Origin of the sequence: Pseudomonas sp. MS646, from assembly GCF_036693845.1 — a bacterium.
GTDB classification, from domain to species: Bacteria; Pseudomonadota; Gammaproteobacteria; order Pseudomonadales; family Pseudomonadaceae; genus Aquipseudomonas; species Aquipseudomonas chlororaphis_E.
Map to the genome: position 1 here is coordinate 2,178,458 of NZ_CP144763.1, position 17,236 is coordinate 2,195,693.

20 protein-coding genes and 1 tRNA gene are annotated in these 17,236 nt (G+C 60.3%); 15 read left to right on the plus strand and 6 right to left on the minus strand.

Annotation, left to right across the window (positions count from 1 at the left end):
* Window position 1: 1 nt before the first annotated feature.
* Genes V3H56_RS09660 through V3H56_RS09675 form a run of 4 tightly spaced genes read left to right on the plus strand, consistent with a single transcriptional unit; the run spans window position 2 to window position 3,433 of the window.
* Window positions 2-1,021: a LacI family DNA-binding transcriptional regulator gene (locus V3H56_RS09660; RefSeq protein ID WP_042730063.1), complete on the plus strand. Its 1,020-nt coding sequence runs from the start codon at window positions 2-4 to the stop codon at window positions 1,019-1,021.
* A gap of 23 nt (window positions 1,022-1,044) precedes the next feature.
* On the plus strand, window positions 1,045-1,959 hold the full coding sequence (gene rbsK, locus V3H56_RS09665) for a ribokinase (protein ID WP_047737257.1): 915 nt from the start codon (window positions 1,045-1,047) through the stop codon (window positions 1,957-1,959).
* Window positions 1,956-2,360 (plus strand): D-ribose pyranase, encoded by a 405-nt coding sequence (gene rbsD, locus V3H56_RS09670; protein WP_042730065.1) that lies wholly within the window; start codon window positions 1,956-1,958, stop codon window positions 2,358-2,360. Before rbsK ends, rbsD begins: the two co-directional genes overlap by 4 nt.
* A gap of 44 nt (window positions 2,361-2,404) precedes the next feature.
* A complete protein-coding gene (locus V3H56_RS09675; protein ID WP_047737254.1) occupies window positions 2,405-3,433 on the plus strand; it encodes a nucleoside hydrolase in 1,029 nt (342 codons plus the stop codon).
* A 60-nt stretch (window positions 3,434-3,493) separates the two neighbouring features.
* Here V3H56_RS09675 and V3H56_RS09680 read toward each other — a convergent pair whose 3' ends face one another.
* Window positions 3,494-3,691: a hypothetical protein gene (locus V3H56_RS09680; protein ID WP_042730067.1), complete on the minus strand. Its 198-nt coding sequence runs from the start codon at window positions 3,689-3,691 to the stop codon at window positions 3,494-3,496.
* A 129-nt stretch (window positions 3,692-3,820) separates the two neighbouring features.
* Here V3H56_RS09680 and V3H56_RS09685 point away from each other — a divergent pair, with 129 nt between their 5' ends.
* Together V3H56_RS09685 and V3H56_RS09690 are read left to right on the plus strand one after the other, a co-directional pair.
* Window positions 3,821-4,126, plus strand: a complete 306-nt coding sequence (locus tag V3H56_RS09685; RefSeq protein ID WP_047737251.1) for a hypothetical protein — start codon at window positions 3,821-3,823, stop codon at window positions 4,124-4,126.
* A gap of 161 nt (window positions 4,127-4,287) precedes the next feature.
* Window positions 4,288-4,602, plus strand: a complete 315-nt coding sequence (locus V3H56_RS09690) for an I78 family peptidase inhibitor (protein ID WP_053151197.1) — start codon at window positions 4,288-4,290, stop codon at window positions 4,600-4,602.
* Window positions 4,603-4,670: 68 nt separating this feature from the next.
* Here the strand turns inward: V3H56_RS09690 and V3H56_RS09695 are convergent, their stop codons facing one another.
* Together V3H56_RS09695 and V3H56_RS09700 are read right to left on the minus strand one after the other, a co-directional pair.
* A complete protein-coding gene (locus V3H56_RS09695) occupies window positions 4,671-4,883 on the minus strand; it encodes a cold-shock protein (RefSeq protein WP_003192493.1) in 213 nt (70 codons plus the stop codon).
* 289 nt (window positions 4,884-5,172) lie between these two features.
* The gene (locus tag V3H56_RS09700) at window positions 5,173-5,475 is read right to left on the minus strand and encodes a hypothetical protein (protein WP_042730070.1); all 303 of its coding nucleotides are present in this window, start codon (window positions 5,473-5,475) and stop codon (window positions 5,173-5,175) included.
* A 375-nt stretch (window positions 5,476-5,850) separates the two neighbouring features.
* On the opposite strand from V3H56_RS09700, the gene thrS reads away from it, so the two are divergent.
* The 9 genes from thrS to V3H56_RS09745 all read left to right on the plus strand — a co-directional run bounded on the left by thrS (window position 5,851) and on the right by V3H56_RS09745 (window position 13,318).
* Window positions 5,851-7,773 carry a threonine--tRNA ligase gene (gene thrS / locus V3H56_RS09705; protein ID WP_042730071.1) on the plus strand — a complete coding sequence of 641 codons (1,923 nt, stop codon included), beginning with the start codon at window positions 5,851-5,853 and terminating at the stop codon, window positions 7,771-7,773.
* Window positions 7,773-8,324, plus strand: a complete 552-nt coding sequence (gene infC / locus V3H56_RS09710; RefSeq protein WP_172679675.1) for a translation initiation factor IF-3 — start codon at window positions 7,773-7,775, stop codon at window positions 8,322-8,324. Before thrS ends, infC begins: the two co-directional genes overlap by 1 nt.
* A gap of 60 nt (window positions 8,325-8,384) precedes the next feature.
* Entirely contained in the window at window positions 8,385-8,579 is a 195-nt protein-coding gene (rpmI, locus tag V3H56_RS09715; RefSeq protein WP_002553160.1) for a 50S ribosomal protein L35, read from the plus strand.
* A 30-nt stretch (window positions 8,580-8,609) separates the two neighbouring features.
* Window positions 8,610-8,966 carry a 50S ribosomal protein L20 gene (gene rplT / locus V3H56_RS09720; RefSeq protein WP_024779372.1) on the plus strand — a complete coding sequence of 119 codons (357 nt, stop codon included), beginning with the start codon at window positions 8,610-8,612 and terminating at the stop codon, window positions 8,964-8,966.
* A 109-nt stretch (window positions 8,967-9,075) separates the two neighbouring features.
* Window positions 9,076-10,092, plus strand: a complete 1,017-nt coding sequence (pheS, locus tag V3H56_RS09725; RefSeq protein ID WP_042730072.1) for a phenylalanine--tRNA ligase subunit alpha — start codon at window positions 9,076-9,078, stop codon at window positions 10,090-10,092.
* A 36-nt stretch (window positions 10,093-10,128) separates the two neighbouring features.
* Window positions 10,129-12,507 carry a phenylalanine--tRNA ligase subunit beta gene (pheT, locus tag V3H56_RS09730; protein ID WP_047737243.1) on the plus strand — a complete coding sequence of 793 codons (2,379 nt, stop codon included), beginning with the start codon at window positions 10,129-10,131 and terminating at the stop codon, window positions 12,505-12,507.
* Between the two features lie 3 nt (window positions 12,508-12,510).
* Entirely contained in the window at window positions 12,511-12,813 is a 303-nt protein-coding gene (gene ihfA, locus V3H56_RS09735; protein ID WP_002553164.1) for an integration host factor subunit alpha, read from the plus strand.
* Entirely contained in the window at window positions 12,794-13,150 is a 357-nt protein-coding gene (locus V3H56_RS09740; RefSeq protein ID WP_003179985.1) for a MerR family transcriptional regulator, read from the plus strand. The genes ihfA and V3H56_RS09740 overlap by 20 nt, the downstream gene beginning before the upstream one ends.
* A 91-nt stretch (window positions 13,151-13,241) precedes the next feature.
* Window positions 13,242-13,318, plus strand: a tRNA-Pro gene (locus V3H56_RS09745).
* A gap of 313 nt (window positions 13,319-13,631) precedes the next feature.
* On the opposite strand, the gene V3H56_RS09750 is transcribed toward V3H56_RS09745, so the two are convergent.
* From V3H56_RS09750 to V3H56_RS09760, 3 genes are all read right to left on the minus strand, one after another.
* The gene (locus V3H56_RS09750) at window positions 13,632-14,768 is read right to left on the minus strand and encodes a hybrid-cluster NAD(P)-dependent oxidoreductase (RefSeq protein WP_047739498.1); all 1,137 of its coding nucleotides are present in this window, start codon (window positions 14,766-14,768) and stop codon (window positions 13,632-13,634) included.
* A 9-nt stretch (window positions 14,769-14,777) separates the two neighbouring features.
* Window positions 14,778-16,034 (minus strand): aromatic ring-hydroxylating dioxygenase subunit alpha, encoded by a 1,257-nt coding sequence (locus V3H56_RS09755; protein ID WP_338474527.1) that lies wholly within the window; start codon window positions 16,032-16,034, stop codon window positions 14,778-14,780.
* A 138-nt stretch (window positions 16,035-16,172) separates the two neighbouring features.
* Window positions 16,173-17,111 carry a LysR substrate-binding domain-containing protein gene (locus V3H56_RS09760; RefSeq protein WP_338474528.1) on the minus strand — a complete coding sequence of 313 codons (939 nt, stop codon included), beginning with the start codon at window positions 17,109-17,111 and terminating at the stop codon, window positions 16,173-16,175.
* Window positions 17,112-17,236 lie beyond the last annotated feature (125 nt).

The following is a 17,236-nucleotide window of genomic DNA, read 5'->3' on the forward strand; positions in this document are numbered from 1 at the left end:
CATGGCAACGATCAAGGATGTGGCGGCGCTCGCGGGGATCTCCTACACGACCGTGTCCCACGTGGTGAACAAGACGCGGCCGGTCAGTGAGGAGGTGCGGCGCAAGGTCGAGGCGGCCATCGAGCGCCTGGACTATGTGCCCAGCGCGGTGGCCCGTTCGCTCAAGGCCAAGACCACCGCAACCATCGGCCTGTTGGTGCCCAACAGCCTCAACCCTTATTTCGCCGAGCTGGCCCGGGGCATCGAGGATTACTGTGAGCGCAACGGTTACTGCGTGATCCTGTGCAATTCCGACGACAACCCGGACAAGCAGCGCAGTTACCTGCGGGTGCTGCTGGAAAAACGCATCGACGGCCTGATCGTCGCCTCGGCCGGCGGCGATGTCGGCCTGGTGGAAGGCTTAACTGGGGTGCGTACACCCATGGTGATCGTCGACCGTGGGCTCGACGGCATCGACGCCGACCTGGTGCGCATCGATCATGAGTTCGGCGCGTACCTGGCGACCCGCCACCTGCTGGAACTGGGCCACCGGGACATCGCCTTCATCGGCGGGCCGGCCGACACCAGTGTGGCGCAGATGCGCCTGGCGGGTTACTGCCGGGCGCTGGAAGAGGCGGGGATCGAACGGCCGGTCGAACACATGCTTGAAAGCGATTTCACCAGCACCGGTGGCTACCGTGCCGCCGCCGAACTGCTTGACCGGCAGCCGCCCAGCGCGATCTTCGCGGCCAACGACATGATCGGCATCGGCGTGCTGCGCGCCGCCGCTGAGCGCAACGTGCGCGTGCCCAGCGAATTGTCGGTGATCGGTTTCGATGACATCCAGATGAGCCGCTACGTCTACCCGGCGTTGACCACGGTCGGGCAGTCGATCCTGCAACTGGGCGAAATGGCCGCCGAGGTGCTGCTGCGCCGCATCGCGACGCCGGGCCTCGCCACTGACCAGCGGATCGTGACGCCCAGCATTGTCTTGCGAGAGTCGACTGCGCCGCTGTCCGGCACATTCGCCCAATACCGCTGAACCGAATTGATGAGTACTGATGTATGCCAGCAAAAGTAGTGGTAATAGGCAGCCTGAACATGGACCTGGTCACCCGGGCACCGCGCCTGCCCCGTGGCGGTGAAACGCTGATCGGCCAGTCGTTCTCCACCATCCCCGGCGGCAAGGGCGCCAACCAAGCGGTGGCGGCCGCGCGCCTGGGCGCGCAGGTGGCCATGGTCGGGTGCGTGGGCAGCGATGCCTACGGCCAGCAATTGCGTGGAGCACTGCTGGACGAGGGGATCGATTGCCAGGCGGTCGGTGTCGTGGAAGGCTCCAGTGGCGTGGCCCTGATCGTGGTCGATGACAACAGCCAGAATGCGATCGTGATCGTGGCCGGTGCCAACGGTGCGCTGACTCCCGCCGTGCTGGACAGCGTCGATGAGGTGCTGCAAGGCGCCGATGTGATCATCTGCCAGCTCGAAGTGCCGGACGCCACCGTGGGGCACGCCCTCAAGCGTGGCCGCGAACTGGGCAAAATCGTCATTCTCAACCCGGCACCGGCGTCCCATGCGTTGCCGGCGCACTGGTACGGCTACGTCGATTACCTCATCCCCAATGAAAGCGAAGCCGCGGTCCTCAGCGGGTTGGCGGTGGACTCCCTGGACACCGCCGAAGCCGCCGCGACGCAGTTGATGAGTGCGGGCGCCGGCAAGGTGATCGTGACCCTGGGGGCCCAGGGCCTGATGTTCGCCAACGGCAGCAGCTTCGAGCATTTCCCGGCGCCCCGGGTCAAGGCAGTGGACACCACGGCGGCAGGCGATACCTTTGTCGGTGGTTTCGCCGCCGCCCTGGCGAGCGGCAAAAGCGAGGTCGAGGCGATTCGTTTCGGCCAGGTTGCCGCCGCGCTGTCGGTCACCCGCGCGGGCGCGCAGCCCTCTATCCCCACCTTGCAGGAAGTACAGGCGTTCAAGGCATGAAAAAGACTCCGTTGTTGAATGTGGCACTGTCGCGACTGATCGCTTCGCTGGGTCATGGCGACAAAGTGGTGATCGGCGATGCCGGCCTGCCGGTGCCGCCAGGCGTCGAGTTGATCGACCTGGCGTTGACCCATGGCATTCCTGATTTTGTCAGCACCCTGAAAGTGGTGCTCAGTGAGATGCAGGTGGAAAGCCATGTCCTGGCCGAAGAAATCCTCGAGAAGCAACCCGCGGCCCTGACGACACTGGATGCCCTGCAGGCCGAGGGTGCGCTGGGCACGCGGACGATGGTCAGCCACGAGCAGTTCAAGATTCTTAGCCGACAGGCTCGGGCGATCATTCGCACAGGAGAATGCTCTCCGTACTGCAACATCGTGCTGATCGCTGGGGTCACGTTCTAACCCGTCGTTGTCGTGTTCTTTCAACCTTGCACAAGGAGTGCGCCATGCACCGCTATGCTCAGAAAATGCATCACCTGTTCCGGAGCCTGCTGCTTTTGTCCCTGATCACCGCTACGAGCGCCCACGCGGCGGAAAAAATCGACTTGATCATCGACACCGATCCTGGCGCCGATGACGTGGTGGCGCTGTTGTTCGCCCTGGCTTCGCCGGAGGAACTGAACATCCGCGCCCTGACCACCGTCGCCGGCAATGTGCGCCTGGACAAGACCTCGCGCAACGCTCGCCTGGCGCGGGAATGGGCAGGGCGCGAAGAGGTGCCGGTCTATGCCGGGGCGCCGAAGCCGCTGATGCGTACGCCGATCTACGCCGAGAACATCCATGGCAAGGAAGGCCTGTCGGGCGTCACCGTGCACGAGCCGAAGAAAGGCCTGGCCAAGGGCAACGCCGTCAACTACCTGATCGACACCCTCAAGGCCGCCAAACCCCATAGCATCACCATTGCCATGCTCGGTCCGCAGACCAACCTGGCGTTGGCGCTGGTCCAAGAGCCCGACATTGTCCAGGGCATCAAGGAAGTGGTGATCATGGGCGGCGCGCACTTCAACGGCGGCAACATCACGCCGGTGGCTGAGTTCAACCTGTTCGCCGATCCCCAAGCGGCCGAAGTGGTGGCCAAGAGCGGGGTGAAACTGACGTACCTGCCGCTGGACGTGACCCACAAGATGCTCACCAGCGAAGCGCGCCTGAAGCAGATCGCGGCGGTCAACAACAATGCCAGCAAACTGGTCGGCGACATCCTCAACGAATACATCAAGGGCGACATGGAACACTACGGCCTGACAGGCGGCCCGGTGCATGATGCGACGGTGATTGCCTACCTGCTCAAGCCACAACTGTTCACCGGTCGTTCGGTCAATGTCGTGGTCGACAGTCGCGAGGGCCCGACGTTCGGCCAGACCATCGTCGATTGGTACGATGGCCTGAAAGCGCCGAAGAACGCCTTCTGGGTCGAGAACGGTGATGCCCAGGGCTTTTTCGACCTGCTGACCGAGCGCCTGGCGCGGCTCAAGTAAGCGGTCCCAAGCAACAGACCTGTGGGGCCCGTTCGGCTCCCACGGGTTGTTCATGTCGCCTCAATCCACCGCATCGATCAGGCTTGGATAGCGCTCGAATGCCTGCTGGATAAAGCCGCGGGCGACTTCCGTCCCCAACTCCTTCACCAACAGTTCTATGCCGATGATCGCCAGCTCTTCCGGGCTGCTCGGGCTATAGGAACTGTGGCCCTCCGACCATTTGGCCTTGATGGTGGCTTCGATGCTGAGGGTGCTCATGGTGATGCTCGCGCGTTGGAGGGCTGTGGGCTGAGTTAAACATTTTTGCCCGGGGTTTGGCACTGCGACTTAGGCATCAGGGGAGGGCTGTGCGACACTTGGCCTTTGATTCTTTCAGGGAGAGCTGCAGTGCAGATCGATTTGAACGCGCCAGGCGGCCTGACCTTGGAGGCGGTTCGCCAATTGCTAGCCTCAGCCAGCGATGATGAGCATACCCAGCTGCGTGTGACCCGGGAGGGCATCGCCTACCTGTCGTCGGGTGTGGTCGGTGGCACCGATATCGGTGGCTTGCTGTTCCGCCTCGAGACCTGGGCGAAAGGTTCCGGCTACGTGGGGCGGGTCGCCGCCAGCGATGAGGTCTGGGTGATGCAGATCTATAACGCGCTGAAAGACAACTGGCCGAATCCACCCTTCGATTACATCGACGTTTACTGAGCGGCGTTCATATTCAGTCACGATTGAGCGCTGAACGAGGCGTTGGCCTCAGGCAAACTGCCGGTTTTTCGCAGGTGGCAGGCTGATAGGGCCGGTGTTGAAACCAAAGCGCCGTTTAGGCTGTCGCACGTTCTCTGTTTATTATCAAGAAAGGAGGCTTCATGCCTTGGAAGCTTGCGTCATTGAGTACTGTGCTGGTCGTTGCGCTCTTGAGCGGGTGCAGCAGCACATCCGAGTCGACCCCCGATCCAGTGGCCACCGAAGCCGGTAATGGCCGCTGCGACGCCAAGGGCGCTGAATTCGCCATTGGCAAGCAGGCCTCGCCGCAATTGCTGGAGCAGGCCCGTACGCGCGCCGGGGCGCAGAACGCTCGCATCCTCAAGCCCAATGACATGGTGACGCTCGAGTACCGTTCCGATCGGCTGAACCTCACGACCGATGCCAAGCTGGTGGTCAATCGAGTCAACTGCGGCTAAGCGTAAGGTTTACCGCCGCCCATAAAAAACCCCGTCACATGGACGGGGTTTTTTAGCGCGCCGAGAAATTACTCTCCGCGAACCTGTGCAGCTTGCATACCCTTTTGGCCTTTCTCAGCCACGAAGGAAACGGTTTGGCCTTCTTTCAGGCTCTTGAAACCGTCGCTTTCGATAGCTTTGAAGTGTACGAACAGGTCGTCACCGCCACCTGTAGGAGTGATGAAGCCGAAGCCTTTTTCATCGTTGAACCATTTAACGGTGCCGGTTTGGCGATTAGACATGGTGTATCTCCAAGAAACATATATTTTCAGTGTACTGTGCTGCTCAGGCCAACTGGGCACACCTGGGTATCATAGTCGAAATGTTCGATTTGGGAGCCCCCCGCAGGCGCTGTTTGCCAATCAGTCGTGTTTTCTTTACCGTCTGAACACGCTGGAAGCCCCGGTTTTAAAGGCTGTCAGCGGAAAGTAAAGGCGATAAAAAAAGCTGTAAAACCTGCGTTAATCGTCGGAAAAAAGGCTGATTCGGCAGGTTTTATCGATTCAGGGTCACCTCAAAAGCCTGCCTGGCTCACTTTTTCGCCGGAGCCTGGGCCTTGCATTTGGCGATTTCACCGAGGGCTTTGCGTTGCAGGGCCTCGGGTGCCTTGTTGTCCATCAGGGCCTGGATATCGGCGGCCGGGTAGGACTTGATCGCATCGGCGCCGCACGCACAATGGGATTTGGCCGCCGCTTCTCCGATCTGTGGTGTAGCCGCTTGGGTGCACTGGGCCATGTATTTGTCGCGCTCGCCCTTGGGCCAGTCGGCATGGGCGGACAGCGGAAGCAGCAGGACAAGGGGGGCGACGGCTGCGAGCAAGGTATTCAGACGCATGCGAAGATGCTCCTTTTGGGTCAATGTCTTGTTATCTGAGGCGTTGGGCTCGTTTCAGTTCAGCACTGTGGCATAAAAACCGTGGATTTACGCTGGCGGCGATTCGAGCGCGGCGATGACCGTTCATCTGTGCTAGCATGCCGGGCTCGGGTATTTTCAAGGCCCCGGATGACCACGGGTCCCGGTGGCGGCAAATGTTCGATTTAACCCTGATTTGAATCCCAGTCACTCTGGTTCGGTTTCCACGGTTGGCCGCAAGGCTCCTGCCGCTGTAAGGCAGGCGTTCGTCATTGAATGGCCTGGACTGGATCTTGTACTGGCTCATCCCAACCCACGTGACCTTTGGTAGGGGTCACCACTAGGAGAGGAGGCGCCATGCCAACTATTACTCTTCCCGACGGCAGTCAACGTTCATTCGACCACCCGGTTTCCGTAGCCGAGGTCGCCGCATCCATCGGTGCGGGCCTGGCCAAGGCCACCCTGGCCGGCAAGGTCAACGGCAAGCTGGTCGACGCCAGTGACGTCATCGACAGCGACGCTACGCTGCAAATCATCACGCCCAAGGATGAAGAGGGGCTGGAGATCATTCGCCACTCTTGCGCGCACCTGGTCGGTCATGCGGTCAAGCAGCTGTACCCGAGCGCGAAGATGGTCATCGGGCCGGTCATCGACGAAGGCTTCTATTACGACATCGCCTTCGAGCGTCCCTTTACGCCGGAAGACATGGCCGCCATCGAACAGCGCATGCAGCAGCTGATCGAGAAAGATTACGACGTGATCAAGAAGGTCACCCCGCGCGCCGAAGTCATCGAAGTGTTCAAGGCCCGTGGCGAGGACTATAAGCTGCGTCTGGTGGAAGACATGCCGGACGAGCAGGCCATGGGCCTGTACTACCACGAAGAATACGTCGACATGTGCCGTGGCCCGCACGTGCCCAATACCCGCTTCCTGAAATCCTTCAAGCTGACCAAGCTGTCCGGCGCCTACTGGCGTGGCGATGCCAAGAACGAGCAATTGCAGCGCGTCTATGGCACGGCCTGGGCCGACAAGAAGCAACTGGCAGCCTACATCCAGCGCATCGAGGAAGCCGAGAAACGCGACCACCGCAAGATCGGCAAGCGCCTGGGCCTGTTTCACACCCAGGAAGAGTCGCCGGGCATGGTGTTCTGGCACCCGAACGGCTGGACCCTGTACCAGGTGCTCGAACAGTACATGCGCCAGGTCCAGCGTGAAAACGGCTACCTGGAGATCAAGACGCCGCAAGTGGTGGACCGCAGCCTGTGGGAAAAATCCGGGCACTGGGCCAACTACGCCGACAACATGTTCACCACCCAGTCGGAAAACCGCGACTACGCGATCAAGCCGATGAACTGCCCTTGCCACGTGCAGGTGTTCAACCAGGGGCTCAAAAGCTACCGCGAGCTGCCGATGCGCCTGGCCGAGTTCGGTGCCTGCCACCGCAACGAGCCATCGGGTGCCTTGCACGGCATCATGCGCGTGCGCGCCTTCACCCAGGACGACGCGCACATCTTCTGCACCGAAGAGCAGATGCAGGCCGAATCCGCCGCGTTCATCAAGCTGACGATGGACGTCTACCGTGACTTCGGCTTCACCGAAGTCGAGATGAAACTGTCCACTCGTCCGGAAAAACGCGTCGGCTCCGACGAATTGTGGGATCGCGCCGAGGCGGCACTGGCCGCAGCCCTCGACAGCGCGGGCCTTGCGTACGAGCTTCAGCCGGGCGAGGGGGCCTTCTACGGTCCGAAGATCGAATTCTCGCTGAAAGATTGCCTCGGTCGCGTGTGGCAATGTGGTACCTTGCAGCTCGATTTCAACCTGCCGATCCGTCTGGGCGCCGAATACGTGTCCGAAGACAACAGTCGCAAGCACCCGGTCATGCTTCACCGCGCGATCCTCGGTTCCTTCGAGCGTTTCGTCGGGATTCTGATCGAGCACTACGAGGGCGCGTTCCCCGCGTGGCTGGCGCCGACCCAGGCAGTGATCATGAATATCACTGATAAACAGGCAGATTTTGCCGCCGAGGTCGAAAAAACTCTCAACCAAAGCGGATTTCGTGCCAAGTCTGACTTGAGAAATGAAAAGATCGGCTTTAAAATCCGCGAGCATACTTTGCTCAAGGTTCCCTTTCTCTTGGTTATCGGAGATCGGGAGGTCGAGATGCAGACTGTCGCTGTGCGTACTCGTGAAGGTGCTGACCTGGGCTCGATGCCCGTCGCCCAATTCGCCGAGTTTCTCGCGCAAGCGGTTTCCCGGCGTGGTCGCCCAGATTCGGAGTAATTATTATTAAGCGTGATATGAGACAAGATAAACGAGCTGCACCGAAAGCCCCGATCAACGAGAATATCTCGGCACGCGAGGTTCGGTTAATTGGCGCTGACGGCGAGCAGATTGGCATCGTCTCGATTGATGAAGCGCTTCGAATTGCTGAAGAAGCCAAGCTTGATCTGGTAGAAATTTCCGCAGACGCAGTCCCACCGGTATGTCGGGTGATGGACTACGGCAAGTCGATCTTCGAGAAGAAGAAGCAGATTGCCGCGGCGAAGAAGAACCAGAAGCAGATTCAGGTAAAAGAAATCAAGTTTCGTCCAGGGACGGAGGAAGGGGATTACCAGGTAAAACTGCGCAACCTGGTACGTTTCCTGAGTGACGGGGACAGGGCCAAGGTATCCTTGCGATTCCGCGGCCGTGAGATGGCCCACCAGGAGCTGGGGATGGAACTCCTCAAGCGGGTTGAACAAGACCTGCTCGAGTACGGTTCGGTCGAACAGCATCCTAAGATGGAAGGACGCCAGCTGATCATGGTCATCGCCCCGAAAAAGAAGAAGTAATCACCAGGGCACGGCAGGCCTTGCGATTATGTTTATCAACTGAATGCGGAGTATCCGAACATGCCAAAGATGAAAACCAAGAGTGGTGCTGCTAAGCGGTTTCTGAAAACTGCTAACGGTATCAAGCACAAGCACGCTTTCAAGAGCCACATCCTGACCAAAATGTCGACCAAGCGTAAGCGTCAACTGCGCGGTAGCAGCTTGCTGCATCCGTCTGACGTGGCAAAAGTCGAGCGCATGCTGCGCCTTCGTTAATTTTTGGATCAAGAATAGAGGAAGTAACTCATGGCTCGTGTAAAGCGTGGCGTCATTGCCCGTAAGCGTCACAAGAAAATTATGAAACTTGCTAAAGGCTACTACGGTGCGCGTTCCCGCGTATTCCGTGTTGCCAAGCAAGCCGTAATCAAGGCAGGCCAATACGCCTACCGTGACCGTCGTCAGAAAAAACGTCAGTTCCGCGCTCTGTGGATCGCTCGTATCAATGCTGGTGCTCGTACCAACGGTCTGTCCTACAGCCGTTTGATCGCTGGCCTGAAAAAGGCGTCCATCGAGATCGACCGTAAGGTTCTGGCTGATCTGGCAGTGAACGAAAAAGCGGCGTTTGCTGCGATTGTCGAGAAAGCTAAAGCCACCTTGGCTTAAGTACCCCCGGCAGTCACCGGGGTCCACCTCTGTGGGCCTGGGTGTTAAACGTCATAAATAGGGGAAGAGCCTTAAAGCTCTTCCCCTATTTTGTATCTGGAGTCTGTACATGGAAAACCTGGATGCGCTGGTCTCTCAAGCACTAGAGGCTGTGCAAAGCGCTGAAGATATCAATGCCCTGGAGCAAATCCGGGTTCACTACCTTGGTAAGAAGGGCGAGTTGACTCAGGTGATGAAGACCCTGGGGAACCTGCCGGCCGAAGAGCGTCCGCAAGTCGGTGCGCTGATCAACGTCGCCAAGGAACGTGTCACAGAAGTCCTCAATGCGCGCAAGGCGTTGTTCGAGGAGGCCGACCTGGCTGCCAAGCTCGCCGCCGAGTCCATCGACGTGACCCTGCCCGGCCGTGGCCAGACCTCCGGCGGCCTGCATCCGGTAACCCGGACCCTGGAACGCATCGAGCAGTTCTTCACCCATATCGGCTACGGCATTGCCGAAGGCCCCGAGGTCGAAGACGACTACCACAACTTCGAAGCGCTCAACATCCCAGGCCACCACCCGGCCCGGTCGATGCATGACACCTTCTATTTCAATGCGAACATGCTGTTGCGCACCCATACCTCGCCGGTACAGGTCCGCACCATGGAGTCGCAACGTCCGCCGATCCGCATCGTCTGCCCGGGCCGTGTGTATCGCAGCGACTCCGATATCACCCACTCGCCGATGTTCCACCAGGTCGAAGGCCTGCTGGTGGATCGCGACATCAATTTCGCCGACCTCAAAGGCACCATCGAAGAGTTCCTGCGGGTGTTCTTCGAGAAAGAGTTGGCGGTACGTTTCCGCCCTTCGTACTTCCCGTTCACCGAGCCATCCGCCGAAGTCGATATGGAATGCGTGATGTGCAGCGGCAAAGGCTGCCGTGTCTGCAAGCAGACGGGCTGGCTGGAAGTCATGGGTTGCGGCATGGTTCATCCGAACGTGCTGCGCATGTCCGGGATCGATCCGGAAGAATTCTCGGGTTTTGCTTTCGGCATGGGCGTCGAGCGTCTGGCCATGCTGCGTTACGGTGTGAATGACTTGCGCCTGTTCTTCGACAACGACTTGCGGTTCCTTGCGCAATTTCGCTAGGTCGCGGGCCCGTAACGAATCTATTAGGAGAGCAGGATGAAATTCAGTGAACAATGGCTGCGCGGCTGGGTAAGCCCGCAGGTTAGCCGGGACGAGCTGGTTGCTCGCCTGTCGATGGCCGGCCTTGAGGTCGATAGCGTAGCGCCGGTTGCCGGCGCGTTCAGCGGCGTGGTGGTGGGCGAGGTGCTGAGCACCGAGCAGCATCCGGACGCTGACAAGCTGCGGGTCTGCCAGGTCAGCAATGGCGCGGAGACCTTCCAGGTCGTCTGCGGCGCGCCAAACGTGCGCCCGGGCCTGAAGATCCCGTTCGCCATGATCGGTGCCGAGCTGCCGGGCGACTTCAAGATCAAGAAAGCCAAGCTGCGCGGCGTCGAGTCCAACGGTATGTTGTGCTCCCAGGCCGAGCTGCAGATCGGCGAAGGCAACGATGGCCTGATGGAGCTGGCAGTCGATGCGCCGGTCGGCCAGGACATCCGTGAATACCTGAGCCTGGACGATGCGAGCATCGAGGTCGACCTGACGCCGAACCGTGGGGACTGCCTGTCCCTGGCCGGCCTGGCCCGTGAAGTCGGCGCGCTGTACGCCACGGCGGTGACACGTCCGGTGGTCGCGCCCGTGCCGGCTGTGCACGATGAAGTGCGTTCGGTCGAAGTGCTGGCTCCCTCGGCATGCCCGCGTTACCTGGGTCGTGTGATCCGTAACGTCGATCTGTCCAAGCCGACGCCGCTGTGGATGGTCGAGCGCCTGCGCCGCGCCGACGTGCGCAGCATCGACGCCGCCGTCGACATCACCAACTACGTGATGCTGGAGCTGGGTCAACCGCTGCATGCGTTCGATCTCGCCGAAATCAATGGCGGCATCCGTGTCCGCATGGCTGAAGAGGGCGAGAAACTGGTATTGCTGGATGGCCAGGAAGTGTCCCTGCGCAGCGATACCCTGGTGATTGCCGACCATTCCCGCGCCCTGGCGATTGCCGGCGTGATGGGTGGCGAGCACAGCGGTGTCTCCACGACGACCCGTGATGTGTTCCTTGAGAGTGCGTTCTTCGACCAGATTGCGGTCGCTGGCAAGGCGCGTTCCTACGGCCTGCACACCGATGCCTCGCACCGTTACGAGCGTGGCGTGGACTGGCAACTGGCCCGTGAAGCCATGGAGCGCGCCACTGGCCTGCTGCTGGAGATCACAGGCGGCGAAGCCGGCCCGATCATTGAAACCGTCAGCGAACAGCACCTGCCCAAGATCGCTCCGGTCACCCTGCGTGCCCAGCGCATTTCCCAGATGCTGGGCATGGACATGGACGCCAGCGAAGTCGAGCGTCTGCTCAGTGGCCTCGGCCTGGGCATCAGCGCCGACGGAGCAGGGCAGTGGCGTGTGGAGGTGCCCAGCCACCGCTTCGATATCAGCCTGGAAGTCGACCTGATCGAAGAGCTGGCCCGCCTGTACGGCTACAACCGTCTGCCGGTCCGCTACCCGCAAGCCCGCCTGGCCCCGCAGGCCAAGGCTGAAGCCCGTAGCGGCCTGCCGGAACTGCGGCGCCTGCTGGTGGCCCGTGGGTACCAGGAAGCGATCACCTACAGCTTCATCGATCCGCGCCAATTCGAGCTGTTCAGTCCCGGCGTCGAGCCGCTGTTGCTGGCCAATCCGATCTCCAACGACATGGCGGCCATGCGCTCGTCATTGTGGCCGGGTCTGGTCAAGTCGCTGCAGCACAACCTGAACCGCCAACAGGATCGCGTGCGCCTGTTCGAAAGCGGCCTGCGCTTTGTCGGTCAGTTGGACGGCTTGAAGCAGGAGCCGATGCTGGCCGGTGTCGTCTGCGGCAGCCGCCTGCCGGAAGGTTGGGCGCAAGGTCGCGACGGCGTCGACTTCTTCGACGTCAAGGCTGACGTGGAAGCGGTCCTCGGTTTCGCCGGTGCGCTCGACGCGTTCACTTTCGTGCCGGGCAAGCATCCGGCCCTGCACCCGGGGCAGACTGCGCGCATCGAGCGGGATGGGCGTGAAGTCGGTTATGTCGGCGCCATTCACCCTGAACTGTCGAAAACCCTGGGCCTCGATCGGCCGGTGTTCGTCTTCGAGCTGATCCTGGCCGAAGTCGCACTGGGGAAAATGCCGAAATTCCAGGAGTTATCGCGCTTTCCTGAAGTACGTCGTGACCTGGCCTTGCTGGCTGATCGCGAAGTGGCGGCCAGTGCTGTATTGGACGTAATTCGTGAAAATGCAGGCGAGTGGCTGACGGACCTCAGGCTATTTGACGTGTATCAGGGTAAAGGCATTGATCCGCATAGAAAAAGCCTTGCAGTCGGCTTGACCTGGCAGCATCCATCGCGCACTCTTAACGACGATGAGGTGAATACCGCAACGCAAAACATCCTCACCTCGCTCGAAACCAGGTTGAACGCCACGTTAAGGAAGTGACGTATGGGGGCTCTGACGAAAGCTGAGATGGCGGAACGTCTGTATGAGGAGCTGGGCCTGAATAAACGGGAAGCCAAAGAACTGGTTGAACTGTTTTTCGAAGAAATCAGGCACGCTCTGGAAGACAACGAACAGGTCAAGTTGTCCGGTTTCGGCAATTTTGACCTGCGGGACAAACGCCAGCGGCCTGGCCGCAATCCAAAAACGGGAGAAGAAATCCCGATCACGGCTCGCCGTGTGGTCACCTTTCGTCCAGGGCAGAAGTTGAAGGCCCGAGTTGAGGCTTATGCTGGAACCAAGTCATAACGACGAGCTACCCGTCATCCCAGGCAAACGCTACTTCACCATCGGTGAAGTCAGCGAGCTGTGTGCGGTAAAACCGCACGTGCTGCGCTATTGGGAGCAGGAGTTTCCTCAGCTCAACCCGGTCAAGCGCCGCGGAAACCGCCGGTACTATCAGCGACAGGACGTGCTGATGATCCGGCAGATCCGCGCGCTGCTCTATGACCAGGGCTTCACCATCGGCGGCGCACGCCTGCGCTTGTCGGGTGACGAGGCCAAAGACGACACCACCCAGTACAAACAAATGATCCGCCAGATGATCGCCGAGCTTGAAGATGTGCTGGTGGTGCTCAAGAAATAAAATTTCTGCTTTTAAATACTTCCAGTTTTCAAAAGCTTGCGATATATTCCTGAGCGTTCCGCTGAGAAGCGAAACAAGATTCACGCCTAGTCGGGGCGTAGCGCAGTCCGGTAGCGCACTAGCATGGGGTGCTAGGGGTCGAGTGTTCGAATCACTCCGTCCCGACCATTATTCCTGAGTAACATCAGACACTTAAGCCGATCAGCTAGATCGGCTTTTTTGTGCCTGCGTAAAACCTGCGCAAAGCGACCCCGTCCTCACACGGTGTGTTTCCCGCATCCAGCCCAACCCAAAACAGGTCGGGCGCGTGCCTACATCCCCTCAGTCCTCTCAAATCACCACCCGCCGCACCCTCCCACCCAACGGCACAATCCGCCCCCCCGGCGCCGGTAACGGCCGTCCCGTCAAGCCCATGCCTTCGCTGATCAATACCGCACCGTCCACCACGCAAAGGACTCGTCAGGGGCTCCAGAAGAGCTTGTCAGAGATCGATCACCAGGTCCGACGTCGGCTTGCTGCAGCACAGCAGGCGCAGGCCCTTGTCGATTTCCCGTTGGCGGATCCCGCCGTTGTGGTTCATGTCCACCGTGCCTTCGAGCAGCGCCGTCTTGCAGGTGCCGCACACGCCCTGGCTGCAGGAGGAGGGCACGATGGCGCCGGCTTTCTTGGCGGCACTCAGCACGGTCTGGGTGCCGGTCATGGTGAAGGTCTTTCCCGAGCGGGACAGGGTCACCGTGAACAGGCTCGCCTGATCCAGCGAAGGCGCTTGTTCGATCACCGGCTCTGCGTTCAGCACCGTGATGTCGAAGCTTTCCTGGTGGTAGTGGGCGAAATCGAACCGCGCGTCCTTGAGCAGCGATTTGACGGCCTCCATGTAGCCTTGAGGGCCGCAGGTGAACACTTCGCGCTCCCTGAAGTCCGGGACGTGTTGGCTGAGCAAAGGCAAATCCAGCCGGCCGATGGGGTGTTGCCAGTCGACGGTGGTGCCCGGGCTTTCGCAGACGTGCAGCACGCGCAGGCCGGCCATGCGCGCCTGCATGCCCTGGAGTTCGTCGTGGAAGATGATGTCGGTCGGCGTACGGGCGCTGTGCACGAAGACGATGTCCAGGTCGCTGGCCATGTCGAAGGCTGTGCGGGTCATCGACATCAGGGGCGTCACGCCGGAGCCCGCCGACAGGTAGAGCCATTTCTTCGCCGGAATGCCGACCGGGGTAAAGCTCCCCGCCGGGCCGGACGCGCGCAGGCAGTCCCCGGGCTGGAGGCGGTCGTGCAGCCAGTTCGACACGAGCCCGCCCGGCACCCGCTTGACGGTGATGGCGAACGCGAACGGGCGAGTGGGGGACGACGACACGGTGTAGCAGCGGGCGATGGGCTGGCCGGCGATGACCGGTGATAGCGTGATGAATTGGCCCGCTTCGAAACTCAGCGCGCTGAAGTCCGCGCAGCGAAACACGAACGTCTTCACGTCATGGGTTTCCGGGTACACGGCGCAGCACACCAGGGTTTTCTGTTCGCCGCTGTTCCATTGCGCGCCAAACGTGCCCCATGTCTGTGGGTCGGTAAAGCGTCTGGCAGCGTCGGTAGGCTCAAGGGGGGCAAGGTTTTCGTAAGTTGTCATGTCCATTGCTCACACGCCATGGGCGGCCAGGCGCGCCGAGTACCAGCGCGAGAACTGATCGACATAGGATTCGGTGAAGGCCGAGAACGGTCCCGGTGCGTAGGCCGGGTCCTGGGTGCCGCTGTGGGTGATGCCCACGAGGCTGGCGTCCTGGAGGTTGGTCGCGGCCCAGACTTCGGTCAGTTTATCCAACTGGTAGTCCACGCCCTCGATGGCGTCCGCGTGGACCAGCCACTTGGTCCGCACCAGGGTTTTGTCCGGTGCCAGGGGGATGATGTAGGAGATCACGGCGTGGTCGCTCATGACGTGCGTCCATGAGTTGTGCGTCCACAGGTGCATGTCTCCCAGGTCACGGCGGGTGAGGTGGCCGAACAGGCGCGTGCAGGCCACTCGGGTATCGAGGGTCTGGGATTCGCCATGGCCGGCGATGACCAGGCGCTGGGAGCGGAATTGAGTGACCACGTCCTCGCCCAGGTGTTCGACGGCGTCGCAGAGGTAGCCCTCGTTCTCCCAGTTGCGCTTGGTGTCGGCATTGCGACGGTGGTATTCGTCGAGCGCCTGAAGCGAGTCCTCGCTGAGCCCGTCGGTGCAGAAGCCGAAATCTTCCGGCAGGAACGACGCTGTCAGTTCGGGATGAGTACCGGCGCAGTGATAACACTCACGGTTATTCTCGATGACCAACTTCCAATTGCCGTTCTCGATAATTTCCGATTCATGGGCAATCTTTGAATAAGTAAGTTCGTATTGGGCAAAGCGCGGTGACATGACGTGGTCAAGGTAACTGATATCTTCCGGCGCTTCGTCAGCCAGGCAAACGAATATATGCGTGCCGACTACTTTGGTGTGAACCGGTATCAGGCGCTTGCAGGTAGGGTCGAAGTTCTGGCCCATGTGCGCGGCATGTTTCAAACTGCCGTCCAGGTCATAAGTCCACTGATGATAAGGGCAGACCAACAGGCCCACGGTGGATTTGCCCGCCGGCTTCAAGCGCGCCCCGCGATGCCGGCAGACATTGCGAAACGCCTGCACCTGCTCGTCATCGTCGCGTATCAGGAGGATCGAAGACTTGCCGATGTCGAGGGTGGAGACATCCCCGGGCTCGGCAATGTCGCTGGTCACACCGACCAGTATCCAATGCTGGGTAAAGAAGATATCCACGTCATTTTCGAAGACATCCTGTCGACCGAACAGGCCGCCGGGCAGGCCGTGCCCGGTTGCGCGATCAGTCAGAAGTTCACGGTGGGTTTTCACGGCGCTGAGGGTCATTGAGGGATCTCGCTCGAACTAATAAAAGTCGCTAAGTGGGCGGCCAGTACAGTATCGAAACGGGGTATTTTTCCGTCAACGCGCTTTATTTTCACCTTGGCATAACCCGCAGTTATGCCAGCAAAGTATTACGGTCGATCAATGTTTCAGGTGGCTGTCGTCCTGTAACCAATCAACTAACGTGGAAGTGATCGCGCCCGGTTCTCGACCGGTGGGCACGACCACGTAGTAGGCGTCCTTGGGCTTGACCACGTAGGGGGTGATCCTGACCAGTTCGCCACTGTTGAGCAGGTGCGCAATCAGTCGGCCCCAGCCCAGCGCGATGCCGTACCCCTGGAGAGCGGCCTGGATCGCGTCGTTGTAGGCGCTGCACCGCAGTGAATAATTCAGCTTGGGATGCATGTCCCCGAGTTCCCGGCACCAGCCGTTCCAGGTCATCCAGCCTTCGAGGGTGGCGTCGGAGTCGATCAGGGCCACGTCCAGGAAATCATCGATCGACGTTGGCGCCGGGTGGGCCGCCAGCCAGGCGGGCGAGCACACGGGAAATACCTCTTCGTCGAACAGGAAGATCGAGCGGCCGTCATCCCATTTGCCGTTGCCGAAGCGGATGGCCAGGTCCGCGTCATCCCGGTAGGCGCCCGTCGAAAGCAACGGCGTGATCAAGCGCAGTTTCAATTGCGGTTGCAGCGTACGCAGCGACATCAACCGAGGCAGGATCCTCATGTGGGAAAACGCCCCGGTGCAGGCCAGGGTGATCTCCTGTTCGCCGATGCCCTCGGCAATCTTGTCGAATACGCTGGCCATGCGGTGAATGGATTCGGCCACGACCGAATGCAGCAGATAGCCTTCGTGTGTCAGCTTGATCGCGCGGTGCAGGCGATGGAACAGCTTGGTGCCCAGCGTATCTTCCAGCAGGCGGATCTGCTTGCTGACGGCCGCCTGGGTCACACCCAGTTCCTGGGCCGCGAGGGTAAAACTGGCAAGCCGCGCCACGGCTTCGAACTCCAACAGGGCGGTCATGGACGGGATCAACCGTCGATAGCCCTTGACCTTTTTATCCATCTCGCTGGGTTGCATGGGCACATTCCGCTGCGGGGCTTGTGGGCGTTCATGGGCGGGGTTTGCACCGAAGAACACGAACCGGATCAAGCCTGCCTGCTCTCAACTGTTTGGTCAATGAAATGTACTCAGATGTACATTTT

Excerpts from the sequence above, each read along its gene's own strand:
- V3H56_RS09660 (WP_042730063.1), top strand. The coding sequence starts at position 2 with ATGGCAACGATCAAGGATGTGGCGGCGCTCGCGGGGATCTCCTACACG.
- rbsK (WP_047737257.1), top strand. The coding sequence starts at position 1,045 with ATGCCAGCAAAAGTAGTGGTAATAGGCAGCCTGAACATGGACCTGGTC.
- rbsD (WP_042730065.1), top strand. The coding sequence starts at position 1,956 with ATGAAAAAGACTCCGTTGTTGAATGTGGCACTGTCGCGACTGATCGCT.
- V3H56_RS09675 (WP_047737254.1), top strand. The coding sequence starts at position 2,405 with ATGCACCGCTATGCTCAGAAAATGCATCACCTGTTCCGGAGCCTGCTG.
- V3H56_RS09680 (WP_042730067.1), bottom strand. The coding sequence starts at position 3,691 with ATGAGCACCCTCAGCATCGAAGCCACCATCAAGGCCAAATGGTCGGAG.
- V3H56_RS09690 (WP_053151197.1), top strand. The coding sequence starts at position 4,288 with ATGCCTTGGAAGCTTGCGTCATTGAGTACTGTGCTGGTCGTTGCGCTC.
- V3H56_RS09695 (WP_003192493.1), bottom strand. The coding sequence starts at position 4,883 with ATGTCTAATCGCCAAACCGGCACCGTTAAATGGTTCAACGATGAAAAA.
- V3H56_RS09700 (WP_042730070.1), bottom strand. The coding sequence starts at position 5,475 with ATGCGTCTGAATACCTTGCTCGCAGCCGTCGCCCCCCTTGTCCTGCTG.
- thrS (WP_042730071.1), top strand. The coding sequence starts at position 5,851 with ATGCCAACTATTACTCTTCCCGACGGCAGTCAACGTTCATTCGACCAC.
- rpmI (WP_002553160.1), top strand. The coding sequence starts at position 8,385 with ATGCCAAAGATGAAAACCAAGAGTGGTGCTGCTAAGCGGTTTCTGAAA.
- rplT (WP_024779372.1), top strand. The coding sequence starts at position 8,610 with ATGGCTCGTGTAAAGCGTGGCGTCATTGCCCGTAAGCGTCACAAGAAA.
- pheS (WP_042730072.1), top strand. The coding sequence starts at position 9,076 with ATGGAAAACCTGGATGCGCTGGTCTCTCAAGCACTAGAGGCTGTGCAA.
- pheT (WP_047737243.1), top strand. The coding sequence starts at position 10,129 with ATGAAATTCAGTGAACAATGGCTGCGCGGCTGGGTAAGCCCGCAGGTT.
- ihfA (WP_002553164.1), top strand. The coding sequence starts at position 12,511 with ATGGGGGCTCTGACGAAAGCTGAGATGGCGGAACGTCTGTATGAGGAG.
- V3H56_RS09740 (WP_003179985.1), top strand. The coding sequence starts at position 12,794 with ATGCTGGAACCAAGTCATAACGACGAGCTACCCGTCATCCCAGGCAAA.
- V3H56_RS09750 (WP_047739498.1), bottom strand. The coding sequence starts at position 14,768 with ATGACAACTTACGAAAACCTTGCCCCCCTTGAGCCTACCGACGCTGCC.
- V3H56_RS09755 (WP_338474527.1), bottom strand. The coding sequence starts at position 16,034 with ATGACCCTCAGCGCCGTGAAAACCCACCGTGAACTTCTGACTGATCGC.
- V3H56_RS09760 (WP_338474528.1), bottom strand. The coding sequence starts at position 17,111 with ATGCAACCCAGCGAGATGGATAAAAAGGTCAAGGGCTATCGACGGTTG.